This is a genomic window from Pseudodesulfovibrio profundus, from assembly GCF_900217235.1.
In the GTDB taxonomy this organism is placed as follows: domain Bacteria; phylum Desulfobacterota; class Desulfovibrionia; order Desulfovibrionales; family Desulfovibrionaceae; genus Pseudodesulfovibrio; species Pseudodesulfovibrio profundus.
The window spans coordinates 2,838,824-2,852,842 of record NZ_LT907975.1 but is presented as its reverse complement, the minus strand read 5'-3'; the positions used below and the strand labels follow the sequence as shown (position 1 = coordinate 2,852,842).

Here is a 14,019-nt window from a genome sequence, read left to right as displayed (position 1 = left end):
CGGCTACTATCCGCCTATGCCACACCTAAAGAACATTTCCATCGCCACCAAACTGACCATCTGGTCGTGCTCGCTGGTTGTGGTTTTTTTCAGCATCGCCGCATACTTGTTCAATCAGGTTCGCAGTGATGCCGAGCTTGCCAATCGCATCGTGGCAGTGAATCACGACCTCGACAGCGCCATCCAGCGAATGCTTGAGCGCCTGGACAGTGTACAGGAAAACATTCGTCGATACCGATTGCTCGGCACCGACAGGGTGGTCGATTTCATCGTCCAGGATTTGAACCGCTTTGGCGAACTGCTGGACCAGACACTTGAAAAGCATCCCGGATACGCTGAAGAATGGCAGGACCTGCGCCAGGAATTCACCATCACCCTGACCCCCTCCGATGAGGGCGGCGACACTTTTGCCCCCAACGCAACGGTTCTGGACTGGACAGATATTCTGGAGCAATCCTTATTGGACAATCAGGCGGACATGGAACTGAGCCTGACAAAAATGCGGGAAGCCGGAGAACGGGCCGCCACCATCGGCATGTACAGTCTCATCATCTGTCTTGCCCTCAGCATCGGTGGCGGATTGATACTGGCATATACGCTCACCCGTTCCCTGCGGGAGATTCGACGCGGCATCCGTCAACTCGGAACCGGCTCTGCTCCTCGTGACGTCAGGGTTCTGTCCCATGATGAACTGGGAGAGCTGGCCGAGGCTTTCAACGCCATGGCCGAACGACTGCGGCATGAAGAGGCCATGCGTGCGGACTTCATTGCCATGTTGAGCCACGAGATCCGCACTCCCCTTACATCCATGCGCGAATCCGTTGACCTTATCGCTGAAGGTACATTCGGTGAAGTCACGCCTAAACAACGACAATTTCTCGATATTGCGGCCCAGGAAGCCATACGCCTATCCGAACTGCTGGAGCGGTTGATGACCGTATCGCGCATGGAGGCCGAATCCCTCCAGTTGCAATTGAAGAGCATTGATAGCGCCGAACTGGTTTCCACGGCGGTGGAACGAATACTGCCCGCGGCCCAAGCCAAGAATATTTCCGTGGAGTCGCTCCTCGACCCCGGTATTGTCTGTCGATGCGATCCGGCCCATATCCAGCAGGTGCTGCTCAATCTTCTGGGCAATGCCATCAAGTTTTCACCGGAAACAAGCATTGTAACCATCAAGGTTGAACAAGCGGACGACAAGGCGGTCTTTCATGTCACGGATCAGGGGCCCGGAATCCCCGAAGAGGAACAGGTCCGTATTTTTCGCAAGTATTATCGAACACCGGAGGTGCGTGAAAGCATTGACGGCGCAGGGCTTGGGCTTTCCATCGTCAAACGGATAATCGATGCCCACGGCGGTACAATCCACATCGAGAGCCGCCCGCAGCAAGGGGCAACCTTTCGCTTCACTCTCCCATTGGACAACAAGGATATCTGATGAGCACAAAGCATATTCCAACGGTTCTCGTCGTTGATGACGATGACAACATACTCCAGGTTATCGAGGCCCGACTTCTGGCATCCGGCCTCAATCCGCTTCTGGCCGACAGCGCAGAAACAGCCCTTGAAATACTGGCCGACCACTCTGTCGACTGTATTGTGTCGGACGTCAAAATGCCCGGCATGGGCGGATACGGCCTGCTCAATGAAGTGCTGAACAACTGGCCGCATATTCCGATCATCATGCTGACAGCCCATGGGACCATCCCAGATGCGGTGGATTCCATCCAGTCCGGTGCCGCCGATTACCTAACTAAACCCTTTGAGGGTAAGGAACTGGTGCGACGCATTCGGGCCATCATGGAACAGGAAGCCAAGCCGGAACCAGAACCGGTCGCCAAACAGCCCGCTTCCCCCAAAGGCATTTGGGGCGGCAAAGCTCCGGCCATGGCGCGCTTCATGGAACTGCTTGAGCGTGTATCCAAGGCAACGGTTTCCGTTCTGCTGCTTGGCGAATCTGGCACCGGCAAGGAGCTGGCTGCGAAATATCTACACGACAACAGTCCCCTTGCGGCTGGTCCTTTTGTGGTTGTGGATTGCGGCTCAACCCAGCCCACTCTCCTTGAGAGCGAGTTATTCGGACACGCCAAAGGGGCGTTTACCCATGCAGTCAAAGACAAGACCGGCCTCATTGAAGCGGCAGATAGCGGAACGTTGTTTCTGGATGAGATAGGCAACATATCCCCCGAGATGCAGACGCGCCTGCTTCGCTTTCTGCAGGAAGGCACCATCCGTCGGGTCGGCGAGACTCGTGAACGGCAGGTGCAATGTCGCGTGGTAGCCGCCACCAACGCCAATCTTGTCGAGAAGGTGGCGCAGGGAGAATTTCGCGAAGACCTGTACTATCGGCTGAAGGTCGTGGCCCTTACCATACCGCCATTGCGGGAACGCATGGAGGACCTGCCGGAACTGGCAACGCGCTTCGTTGCAACACTCGGCAAGGAACAGGGGGTAAACAATGCCACTATCACGGAGGGAGCCATGGATAAGCTCCTCCACCACCAGTGGCCCGGCAATATTCGGGAACTCAAGCACACATTGCAAGGTGCTCTGGTCTTTTGTGCTGATGGAACCATCACTGCGGACGATCTGCAAATCGACCCTGTTCCGATGGATTCACCAGCAGCAACGGGCAACTCGCTATCGCTGGAAGACAATGAACGCGAAACCATACGACGCGCCCTTGAGAAAACCGGCGGCGTCAAGAAGGAAGCGGCCGACATTCTGGGAATCAGCCGACGCGCCATTCACTACAAAATCAAAAAATATGACCTGAACGGGTAACGATTATAACGGGAGTATCGAGAAAGCGGCACAACCGGGCTTGCAAGTAGTGAAGAGCTTGGTATATATGCTATGTTTCAGACCTGCCGCTTTATTTAAAGACCAGAACCGGAGACATCTTTCATGCCCGAAACCAATATTCTACTCGAATCCGGAACCAATGAACTGGAAATCGTCGAATTCTACTTGGACGAAGACCGGGGAAAGGATACGTATCGAGGGTTTTACGGCATCAATGTCGCCAAAGTCCTTGAAATCCTGCAGATGCCAGAACTCACTGACATGCCTGAGGTTTCGCATCCGGCAGTCCTTGGTGCCTTCAATCTGCGCGACGAAATCATCCCCCTGATCGATCTGGCCGGATGGCTCAACAAAAAGCGGGTCGAGAAAGAGGCGCCCAAAATCATCGTCACGGAATTCAACCGGACGAAAACCGCATTTCTCGTGTCTGGCGTCACCCGAATCCATCGCATCAACTGGAAAGAAGTGGAAGCGCCCACTGGGTATGTTTCCTCCCTGACAGTCAATTCCATCACCGGCGTGGTCAAGATATCCAACAGAATCATTTTCATTCTGGATATGGAAAAGATCACCGCAGCCCTCAATCCCGATCAGGCACCGATTGAGGAACCGGCTGAAAGCGTGAAGCAGGAAATAGAGCAACGTCGCATCAAGGCTCTGGTTGCGGATGACTCCACCATGGCCCGCAAGATGATTGTCTCCATTCTCCAAAAGGCCGGGATACATGTTCACTCAGTTGAAAACGGCGAGTTGGCGTTGCACTATCTCAACCGCTGTAAGAAGCAGGCTCTGGAAGCGGATCTTCCCATACAGGACTACGTGGATGTCGTTGTCTCCGACATTGAAATGCCGATCATGGACGGTCACACCCTGACCCGCCAGATCAAGGAGGACCCCTTTTTCCACGGTGTTCCAATTGTCCTCTGTTCCTCAATCATCACTGAAACACTCCATCACAAGGGTATTGCCGTAGGCGCCGACGATCAGGTTTCCAAAGCGGAACTCAATGAACTGGTGAGCAAAGTGTACAAACTCATTCAGCACCCCACGGGTTCTGGTGCCTAAAAACGCATGTTCAAATTCGAAACCGCTGACAGATTTTTCGCCTATATCGGCAAATATTATCCAGTAATGTGTTCGTCAGGGGCGTTCCCCCTGATGCCGCCTGTGGCAGACGCCGCCAACTGGCTGGACAGATACGATGAAGTCAATGCCAAGGCCATTGCCAAGCATCTCGTCAAACTCAAAAAGTTTCGCAGTGATTTCGAGACCATGGAGATCAAAGGCGGTGCCGTAGCCAACAGGGCCACCGCCCATGCCCTTGCCATGTGCGCATCAGCCGCCATTGCCGAGCTGGAGATCATCCGTACCTGGGAAACTTCGCCAGACTTCTATTTACGCATCGCCTTTACCGGTCTTGATCAGGCCATGAACATGCCTGCCAAAAGTGACCGGGTGCGAGAAAAACGATTCCTGAAACGGCTCAAGGCAATTCCTGCCCTTTTGGCGGAAGCCGAAAACAATATCGAAGCGGTTACGCCCACTGCTCGCGGCCGTGCCCAGACAATGATCAGGGATTGCGCCCGATATGTTTCCGCATTGAACGAAAGCGATTTGGGTAAGGCTGGCAAGGCGCCACGGTATATTGCAGCCTGTTCCATTGCTCTCCGGGATTATGATCGTCTGCTGTCCATGTGCAATGAAATTCCGGAACGGGAAGGACCGGCTTTTGAGGTCATGCTGCGCTCCGTACTGGGGACGCAGAAAACGCCGGATGAGATTTTCACCATTGCCGAGGCTGAATATGAGCGCAGAGTGGAGTCCATCCGTTTTCTCGAATCCGAGATAGGCACTCCATGGGCTACCGCGCTGGAAGGATATGCCGGGCCTGCCCGAGAAGGTGAAGACGCCATCGACTGTATTGTTCGAGAGGTGCACCGTCTGCGCAATTTCATTTTTGAAAGCCCGCTGGCTCCCATCCTTGAAGACAGTTCGTTACGTATCGCCCAACTGCCGCAGTACCTTGCGGCTACCTTACGCCCGATCCATTACGATCCGGCCCTTCAAAGCGACATTCCCTCTCACTGTTTCGTGAGTCCGCAACTCTTCTCCGGACGAGGCTTCCGGGACGACCCAACTCGCCTTGGTCGCATTCGACGCGAATACCTGTTTATGGCTGCTCGCCAGTCCTATCCCGGCCGACACCTGCTCGATACCCAACGCCGTGGTATCAAGAATTCTCCACTGGCACAGATCACCAATCCCCTGTTCATGGAAGGATGGTCATCCTTTGCCGAAGACATGCTCGAAGAACTGGGCTACCTGGAGAAGCCGCTGGATCGGCTGGTACTTCACCAACGCGGCCGTATTCGAGCTGCGCTGGCAATGATCGATGCCGGACTTGCCGTGGGCAATCTTGATCAGGACAAATGCCTGAACATATTGATGGATTCAGGATGCTCCAAAGAGGAGAGCCTGGCTCGCGTCCGCAGCATTCGACTGGAACCGGGCAACCGCGTCATGCCGGTACTCGGCCTGCATGAAATCCGGTCCCTGCGTCGCATGTCCAAGCAGATGCTGCCGCAGTTCTGCAACACCATCCTGTCCCACGGACAGATTTCCTTTACCCACCTGGGCGAGATTATTCGAGAACAGACCTAGCGAGATTTTGCTAGAGAGTTGAGAGATTGCCGATTTCCGAGAGATGGGTGACACGAGTGGACCTGACCCGTTCCGAGAGCATTTCAATGGTGTCGACATTGGTCAGGAAGAAGTCGACCAGATCGCTGTCCAATTTACCGCGATCCCGCTCCTTTGAAAGGATTTTCAATGCCTCACTTCGGGTTCGTGCCGGTTTGTAATGCCGCTCCTGCGTGATGGCGTCGTAGATATCCACAATAGCCATCAATCGGCTTTGCAGCAAAAGCTCGGTGCCCAGCAGACCATCCGGGTACCCGGAACCGTCCATCCGTTCGTGATGCTGACGAATGATCGTCAGTAGATTGTCGTATCCTTCCTGAAGTGGAATGTGCTGGAGAATCCGCTCGCTCTCTGCGGGGTGACGTTCAATCTCATCCCGTTCTTCAGATGTCAGATTACCATATTCGAGCATCAGCGCCTCCAACTCGTCATCATAGAGAAGGGGCGGTCTGTCATCACCGAGCTGCCAGCGAATCTGGCTGATCTTTTTTACTTTTTCCAACTCTTCAGTTGAAGGAGTCATGCTCGAATTGACAGCTTGTATGGTTTCATAGGCATCATGCCAATCAAAATCCATTACCTGGGCGTGCAATTGAAAACGCGCACGCAGTACGTCCAGGCGACGCTTGGGAAGTCGTGTTTTCTTGGTCAACACGTCTTCCTTGATGCCGATCTTGCCGACGTCGTGCAGAATGCCTGAATAATACAACTCACGAAGGTCAAGGTCGTTAACCGCAGATTCGGGAATGCAGGAGACTCACCCAGCATGTACGCAAAGGCCACGGCAAGATGAGCAACCCGCTCGGAGTGACCTGCGGTGTATGGATCCCTGGAATCGATGGCCTCTGCCAGAGCCTGAAGAATCGCATTCATCAGAGTCTGGATGCCTTCGAAATTGAACGCGTTGGAAACGGAAATACCGGCCACGGAAGCCAACGTGCTCAGACTCTTGCGGTGAGCCGCTTCAAAAAGGCCCTTGTTTTCGGACCCCAGCACAAGCATCCCTTCCACCCGATTGGGGGAAACAATGGGGATAATGGCCATGGAACCGATGCCGGGAATCTGATTGCCCCAGCGACTGTCCTTGCTCAGGTCATTGATTATTTCGCCATGCCCGTCTTTGACGACATCAAGAAAGAGCCGACTCTCGACCATGGCTTGGGGATTGCTCCCAAAATGGAACCCGAACTGGACCGCCAGTCTGAAGTGGTTTGTCCCCGGCTCGGAAAGGAAAACCATTCCCAACTCGCCGGGGTAATTTTCTCGACGACACTCATTGATGAGCGCCCCCACAACATCGCGCAGACGCAACGATGTATTGATGGAAGGAACCGAACGATGGAAGACAGCCAGTTCCCTGTATTTGGCCAGCGCTTCATCGGCTATACACCGCCTGGCACGCTCCATGTCGATAAGTTCCTGAATGGAAAAAGCAGCAAACTCAAAAGCTCGCACATAGTGTTCGCGCAAGTCGTCAGAACAATCTTCAGGCATGTACATGCGCAACTGCCCTGAATGAATGTCATTGAAATTGAGTGCTTTGCTAATACAATTGGTTGAATCAGCGATAAAGCTACCACCGTTTTCTTCGCCAGAGTGCAGCAGCACTTCGCCCTCAAACTCAATGGCGTAAGCACATTGCCCACCAGTGAGGTCATAGGCTTTGCGCAGGATATTCCTGAGCACTCCAGGACGAATGAATCTCTTAAACGGCGTCATGAAAGAAAAAAAATGAATTACAGCTCAAGCAAATCTTTGGAGACCTTAAGAATCTCATCAGGGTCAAACGGTTTGGTCATGTACATTTTGGCGCCAGGTTCCAGCCCCTGCTTGCGATCGACTTCCTGTCCCTTGGCGGTCAGCAGGATGATCTTAATCTCATTGAATTCAGGATCATCCATTACTTCCCGACACACCTCATACCCATTCATTTTGGGCATCATGATGTCGAGAAAAACCAGGTCCGGCCGCTCACTTCTAATGAATTCAAGCCCTTCCTCACCATCTGAGGCCGTGAAGAGTTCCACATCATATTCGTCTTCCAGCTCTTCGAGCGTCTGCTCAAGCAACATTTTGATATGAACTTCATCATCGACTATGAGGATTTTCTTGGGCATCGCTGTATCCTTCAACAAACCAAAAACACAATAGTTACTGACCCCTGACTGACGATCAAAACGATCGCTTCAAGTAACCATAGGCCATCTGCGCTTTCGCGACAACCCGATTATACGTATTTTCATTGCTGTCCGGTTAAGAACCGTTGGTATCCCAGGATTTCGGCATGAGCATTCACTTCCTAGGCGAAGGTTATTTGATGGACATGTTTGACAGCCCTTCAAAAAGAAAAATGTCCGAATTCTCCTCTTTTTGTGATATGCAGAGGATGTCTAACTCACTGCACAAAAAGGAGATTTCGGACATGGCTCATGCTAACACAATCTTTCATCAAGTGCTATCCCTGATCCCTCGGACTGAATTCGAAGCCCTGGCCAAAAAGTACAGTACCGGCAGGGCGTTCCGGAGTTTTTCCCGGTGGAACCAGTTCGCATGCCTGCTCTTCATCCACCTTGCAGGTCGCCAAAGCATGCGTGACGGCATCCGCAGCCTGGGTGCCAACATCAGGCAAATGTATCATCTGGGGCTGCGCAGCGTGGCACGCTCGACCTTTGCCGATGCCAACTCCAAGCGGCCAGCGGAGTTCTTTCAGGCGATTTTCGGCAAGCTCTACCAGCGTTGCTCGTCCGTGGCTCCTGGGCATAAGTTCCGCTTCAAAGCCAAACTCTACAGCTTCGATTCCTCGGTCATCAAGCTCTGCCTGTCCGCCTTTCCATGGGCATCCTATCGGGCTAAAAGGGGTGGCCTCAAAATCCATACAGTCCTCGATCACGACGGATACCTGCCTGCCTTTGTCCGTGTCACCAATGCCCGACTTCATGACTCCAAGATGGTCAAGATGCTCAGGCTCCCCAAGGGGTCCATCGCCGTCTTCGACAAAGCATACATCAACTATTCCTGGTTTCGGACCCTCAGCGCCTCGGGGCTGTTCTTCGTCACCAGGCTCAAGACCAACGCCGTGTACAAAGTTCTCAAAAGAAACCCGGTTCGGAAAAGCACTGGCGTCACTTCCGACCATGTGATTGTCGTCTTCAGCCAAGACAAGGAACTGCACCTTCGGCGGGTTGGCTACAGGGATCCAGAAACCGGCAAGTTCTACGAATTCCTGACCAATCACTTAAACCTCTCGGCCAAGACCATCGCCGACATCTACAAGGAACGCTGGCAGATCGAGACATTCTTCCGGCTCATCAAGCAAAATCTTCGCCTCAAATCCTTTGTCGGCACCTCGGAGAACGCCGTTCTAAGCCAGATCTACGTGGCCATGATCGCCTATCTCATGCTGGCTTGGCTTAAGTTCAAGTCCAGCGTTGCCTTCAGCCTCCAGGAGATGTTCCAGTTGCTCCAGGTCAACCTCTTCGATCGGCGAGAAATGGAGGACATCTTCAAACCACCCGACGCCTTCCATGACAACATCAACAACGATTACAGGCTACTGAGCTATGTCGCTTAACCGGACAACACTGACGTATTTTCATTGAATAGGAGTGATTATCCGTTAGCCAATTCAACCGGCTCTTGTGAAGGGACCAGAATCACCTGCAACCGCACATGACTACTGAGTCGCTGGATGTCGATGTCCTGCACCTGGGATTCAGGCACGACAACAGTCCCCTTGAACCCGCTCTCAACCATCTGCCACATATCTTCCCTGGTGCAATGGGTGACATCATCACCGCACAGAACGGGCAATGGACATATCCCTGCCGTGCCAACGGAGAGCGCGGGCAGCGTGGCGGTTTGACGATCGAGAAACGCCGCCACCACCTGCAGTATGGTATCGCCGTTCAACGGCTTGAGCATGGCGATGTCCCCCCCGGCAGTCCGGCATTCTCCGGCCGAGGAGATAACGAGGATAGGAATGTTGCTGAAACGCTCGTCAGCCTTGAGTTCCCGGATCGTTTCCTCGCCTCCCATACCAGGCATCAGCAGATCCGTGCAGATGATATCCGGCCGCAACTCTTCAACCATCCTCAGGCACTCGCGCCCGTCAGCGGCAGTCTGAACCCCGTAGCCAGCCTTTTTCAGATACATGGAAAGATATTCGCGCACGGTCATGTCATCATCGACAACAAGGACCAACGGCATGTTGTCTGGTACGGCAGGCGGCATCACAATGTGCATTGTCGTCCCGCGACCCAGTTCCGAACTCGCCCAGATCCGGCCATCATACTGCTCGATGATCTGCCTCGATATGGCCAATCCAAGACCTGTTCCCGATGGTTTTTCGGTCAGGGTATCGCTTTGTGCCTGTTGAAATTTGTCGAAAATCCGCTCCAGGTACTTTTCTTCAATCCCCTGTCCGGTGTCCTGAACCTGTATGCAGACTCTCCCTCGAACATCCTGGAACAAATCAATATATACAGCACCCGATTCGGTAAATTTCGCTGCATTGGACAAGAGATTGATCAGCACCTGATGAATTCGATCGGGATCACAAAGTACCGGCGGCACTTTTTCAAAGCGCCGGAGAGAAAGCTTGAGTTGCGAATTCTGTGCAAAGGCACCGGATGAAGCGGTGACGGCCCGGTTGATGGCTTCGGCCAAATCAACCTCGATATATTGCCACTCGTCCTGGCCCGACTCGATGCGGCTGAGATCAAGCACGTCATTGATCAACCCGGTAAGGCGCTCCCCTTCGTTGCTGATGATATCGAGGTTGGACTGAATACGCTCACCAATGGAGCTGCTTTTTTCACAGTCAGCCAACGGCATGAAAATACGGGAGAAATCACGTTTGATGATCTTGGAGAAGCCGATGAGGGAAGTGAGGGGAGTGCGCAGCTCGTGAGAGACAGAGGTAAGGAAAGTGGATTTGAGTTCGTCAAGTTCTCGTAGTCGTTCGTTGGCTTCCTTGAGCTCGGAGGCCTTTTCCACCAACACCTGCGTGCGCTCCCGGACAAGCTCCTCCAGATCGGAATTCATTGAGGCGAGATCCTGCACCCTTTGCTTGCGCTCTGTTATGTCACTGACAATCAGTACAATCTCGCCCCGGCTGGTCTTGTAGGACCGGACTTGCATCCAGCGACCGTCACGCAGTGGCTCTTCCTGCATGGAAAACGGCTTGCTTTGTTGTTCCAACCGTTCCTGCGCCCACTCTTCTTCCCGACCGTAGGCATTGATCAGCAGGCCGCTTTTCGCCTGTTCGTGCAACACATCTTCTCGTGACATTCCCGGCTGAAGGTATTCAGCATTGGGGCCGGCCATTTCCATGATCCGCTTATTGGTCAGCAGCAGTCGGCCATGCTTGTCATAAAGAATGAAACCTTCCGATGTGGCGTCAATGACCTCGAACAACCGGTCATTGACCGTATCCACCCGCACTTCCATGTCGTAAACCAGCGAATTGATGCGCTCGGCCATCCCATTTATGGATTCCGCCAGTTGACCGAATTCATCACCACTATCAAGCTCGGCCCGGGCCTCCAGGTTGCCGTAGCTCAACTCATAGGCTGTATCGCGAAGCTGAACAACGCTCCTGACCACGGTCCGGTTGAGAACCCACGTGATACTTGCGGCCAGCAACAATGCAAGCAGCACAGAGGCTATAAGCAGAATCTTGATGACCATGCTGGTTTGACTGATCGCGGCCTGTGCGTTGCGAGCCTCGTCCGAAGCTGCCAGCGCCAGTTGACGGACCAGAGTCGTCAGCGAAAGGTACTCGCCATCCAGCCCGCTGACCAAATGCTTGAAGGTATTATTGATCCCCTCGCTTTGTGCAACCTCGGCCAGATGGTTGAATGTATCGAGATACTGTTCCAGTCCTTTGCGCAGTTCCATAAGTCGGTGATTGGAGCGGGCCTGCAAAGGCTTCCCCGCATCCATTCCGGCCAGATTCTGCAGCCAGAGCACATTGCGCACAGCGTCATTGACGTTGTCGAGAAACTCAACGCCATATGCTGCATTGGACCCTTGAACACCCAGTTCATGCAGATGCAAAATAAAATCGCGCTCTGCCTGACGGGCCAACTGAAGTCGGGATTCGACCTCCAAGGCAAGGCGTTGGACACGCATCGAGTCGGCAACAATATCAGCGACCTTTTGCTCCTGAAACGTGAGGGAGAAAAAGCCGATAGTTGCCACAAAAAGGATGAGGGCCACCATGGAGCCCAGAGCCAATGCAAACTTTCGCATTACGCTCATGCCACTCCATACCCTCGAAAGGTACCGATATACGATCATTAATATTCCTCGGTGTCCGGCATTGTATTCAACCGCCGAAAGAGTGCGCCTTGACACCAAGCGTAGTAGAGTTGTCGTTCTCTTATTGGTAGAACAAACTGCAACCGGCCCTAGGGCGTGTCGACAATCATTCTGAGATTTGCTATACTTCTTGGCAGGAGGTTGGCAGTGCAAAAAAGACACGCTCTACGCGACGATCAGTGGGATAAAATCAAAGAATATCTTCCAGGAAAACAAAGTGACTGCGGTGTAACTGCAAAAGATAACAGGCTATTCATTGATGCAGTCATGTGGATTGGCAAGACAGGGGCGCCTTGGCGAGATTTGCCAGAAAGCTATGGCAAGTGGTCTTCGGTCCATAAGAGATTTATCCGCTGGGCCAAGAAAGGTGTATGGCAAATGATCTTCAACACGCTTGCGGTAGACGCTGATACTGAATGGCTCATGATTGACAGCACAATAGTGCGAGCTCATCAGCATTCGGCTGGCGGAAAGGGGGCACCTCCAGCAGTCGGTGGGGAAATCTAGAGGAGGGTTTTCAACGAAAGTCCATGCTGCCACAGATGCTCTCGGATGTCCAACTAAATTCATATTAACACCTGGAAATACAGCGGATTGCAGTATGGCGATTCCGCTTATTGAAGGACAGGCTGCCGAGCATGTCCTTGCTGATAAGGGCTATGATTCAGATGAAATTGTAATGGCAATTGAAGCCATGAATGCCAATCCGGTTGTCCCTCCTCGCTCTCACAGAAAGACAAGGCGAACATATGACAAACATCTCTATAAGGAGCGAAGTGCTATAGAGTGTATGTTTGGAAATTTAAAACAGTTTCGAAGGATTGCAACACGATACGACAAGCTGGCGACGTCCTATCTTGCTTTCGTGTACGTAGGAGCAATGTGGCTGTGGCTGAAGTGATTGTCGACACACCCTAGTCTATAAATTGCCATTTGTCCAGCAACTGCAAGGGCTGCACGTCGATTGCACATCCCGTGAAGTCGCATGATTGTATCGCAACCTCTCCACCTCGTTACGCATTATCCCAAAACGCACAATCCGAAAAATATTTGGACATTGCTTTTTTGGGCAACGTCATTTCACAACCAAAAAACAAGCAATCAAGATATTGGACGAAGAGCGCGACTGTCAGTATGCTTTGCAGCATACTATCCGTCAGTTTTTTCCTAGGAGATCTCTCATGCAGATATCAGTCACCACCCCCGCCCTGCTTTTCCCGGCAATCTCACTTTTCATGCTTGCCTTTACCAATCGCTTTCTGTCACTTGGTGCGCGCATACGCCACCTCCACGATCAGTACAGGGAAAGACACGACGAATCCATTCGACAACAGATCGAGAACCTTCGGATCAGGGTACACATGATTCGGCGTATGCAGGGATTCGGCGTCATGTCGATGCTCTCCTGCATTTTTTCAATGATTTGTCTGTTTCAGGACTGGCCGCTGGCCGGATCGATTCTGTTCGGAGGGAGCCTGCTATTCCTCGTGCTGTCGCTTGGCATATCGTTTCTGGAAATACGCATTTCGGTTCGCGCCCTCGATATTCTGCTGGAAGACATGGAGAGCCCTACCGAGGAAATGATTGCTGAAGTGAAAAGCGATCACAGATAGATTCGCCGGACTGTATTTCCACTTTTCTGCGTGGCCCATTTCAGTTCTTCAGCGGCTTCAGGCACGGCGGTTTCCATATGTTTCACCAACCGTTTTCTGGGTACCTTCCGGCTCCAGAAAGCCACCTCCATTTTGGGAGCCTGGCATCGCAGTCTCAGCACGAGGACTGTATCGTTTTCTATTTCTATGGGGGCGAATTGGTCTTCCAGCTCAAGGTTGACTTCAATGCTATCAAAGGACAGGGAAAAACGGCTCATCAGGCGGTTGATTCGTGTAATCTCCTTGCCGGACAGATTGAGATCATCAGCTCGAATGGTTCCGGTGACCGTCACGGAATCAACCAAAGCGCTGTCATATACAGGCTGATTGGAGCGACTGAAAAATCCACTTTGAAAGACAACGACCGCACCCGTCGCCATCATCAGTAACAGCACAATCATCAGGATTTGCTTGCTGTTGGATTTCTTCTTTTTTTTCGCCATGGTATCATCGCCCTCACGAGGCTTCGCCTCTGCATTTACTCTGTCATATCAGCGAAAATGTATACCGACTTTTCCTTCTGGAAACAATGATTACCACA

At 52.5% G+C, this 14,019-nt stretch carries 12 protein-coding genes; 7 read left to right on the top strand and 5 right to left on the bottom strand.

The window, feature by feature from the left end; translation table 11 throughout:
- Positions 1-16: 16 nt before the first annotated feature.
- From DPRO_RS13460 to DPRO_RS13445, 4 genes are all read left to right on the top strand, one after another.
- On the top strand, positions 17-1,438 hold the full coding sequence (locus tag DPRO_RS13460) for a HAMP domain-containing sensor histidine kinase (RefSeq protein WP_097012520.1): 1,422 nt from the start codon (positions 17-19) through the stop codon (positions 1,436-1,438).
- Positions 1,438-2,784 (top strand): sigma-54-dependent transcriptional regulator, encoded by a 1,347-nt coding sequence (locus DPRO_RS13455; RefSeq protein WP_097012519.1) that lies wholly within the window; start codon positions 1,438-1,440, stop codon positions 2,782-2,784. The genes DPRO_RS13460 and DPRO_RS13455 overlap by 1 nt, the downstream gene beginning before the upstream one ends.
- A gap of 123 nt (positions 2,785-2,907) precedes the next feature.
- Entirely contained in the window at positions 2,908-3,870 is a 963-nt protein-coding gene (locus tag DPRO_RS13450; protein WP_097012518.1) for a chemotaxis protein CheV, read from the top strand.
- 6 nt (positions 3,871-3,876) lie between these two features.
- Positions 3,877-5,466: a DUF885 family protein gene (locus DPRO_RS13445; protein WP_097012517.1), complete on the top strand. Its 1,590-nt coding sequence runs from the start codon at positions 3,877-3,879 to the stop codon at positions 5,464-5,466.
- Between the two features lie 10 nt (positions 5,467-5,476).
- Here the strand turns inward: DPRO_RS13445 and DPRO_RS20515 are convergent, their stop codons facing one another.
- From DPRO_RS20515 to DPRO_RS13435, 3 genes are read right to left on the bottom strand one after another with little or no spacing between them, the layout of a single operon-like run.
- Positions 5,477-6,157, bottom strand: a complete 681-nt coding sequence (locus DPRO_RS20515) for an HD-GYP domain-containing protein (RefSeq protein ID WP_232005587.1) — start codon at positions 6,155-6,157, stop codon at positions 5,477-5,479.
- On the bottom strand, positions 6,154-7,224 hold the full coding sequence (locus tag DPRO_RS20510; protein WP_232005586.1) for a GAF domain-containing protein: 1,071 nt from the start codon (positions 7,222-7,224) through the stop codon (positions 6,154-6,156). The genes DPRO_RS20515 and DPRO_RS20510 overlap by 4 nt, the downstream gene beginning before the upstream one ends.
- Positions 7,225-7,241: 17 nt before the next feature.
- Entirely contained in the window at positions 7,242-7,622 is a 381-nt protein-coding gene (locus tag DPRO_RS13435; protein WP_097012516.1) for a response regulator transcription factor, read from the bottom strand.
- A gap of 305 nt (positions 7,623-7,927) precedes the next feature.
- Between DPRO_RS13435 and DPRO_RS13430 the strand changes: the two genes are divergently transcribed.
- Positions 7,928-9,076, top strand: a complete 1,149-nt coding sequence (locus DPRO_RS13430) for an IS4 family transposase (RefSeq protein WP_157917345.1) — start codon at positions 7,928-7,930, stop codon at positions 9,074-9,076.
- 38 nt (positions 9,077-9,114) lie between these two features.
- Here the strand turns inward: DPRO_RS13430 and DPRO_RS13425 are convergent, their stop codons facing one another.
- On the bottom strand, positions 9,115-11,766 hold the full coding sequence (locus DPRO_RS13425; RefSeq protein WP_097012515.1) for an ATP-binding protein: 2,652 nt from the start codon (positions 11,764-11,766) through the stop codon (positions 9,115-9,117).
- A 207-nt stretch (positions 11,767-11,973) separates the two neighbouring features.
- Between DPRO_RS13425 and DPRO_RS13420 the strand changes: the two genes are divergently transcribed.
- Positions 11,974-12,727 (top strand): IS5 family transposase gene (locus DPRO_RS13420; RefSeq protein ID WP_097010290.1). Its coding sequence is split into 2 segments (ribosomal slippage): positions 11,974-12,311 and positions 12,310-12,727, totalling 756 coding nucleotides; the frame shifts between segments, so codons are not numbered across the junction.
- A 280-nt stretch (positions 12,728-13,007) separates the two neighbouring features.
- Positions 13,008-13,439 carry a DUF2721 domain-containing protein gene (locus DPRO_RS13415; RefSeq protein ID WP_097012514.1) on the top strand — a complete coding sequence of 144 codons (432 nt, stop codon included), beginning with the start codon at positions 13,008-13,010 and terminating at the stop codon, positions 13,437-13,439.
- On the opposite strand, the gene DPRO_RS13410 is transcribed toward DPRO_RS13415, so the two are convergent.
- Positions 13,430-13,921 carry a hypothetical protein gene (locus DPRO_RS13410; protein WP_097012513.1) on the bottom strand — a complete coding sequence of 164 codons (492 nt, stop codon included), beginning with the start codon at positions 13,919-13,921 and terminating at the stop codon, positions 13,430-13,432. The two genes, DPRO_RS13415 and DPRO_RS13410, sit on opposite strands and share 10 nt — an antisense overlap.
- Positions 13,922-14,019: the final 98 nt, after the last annotated feature.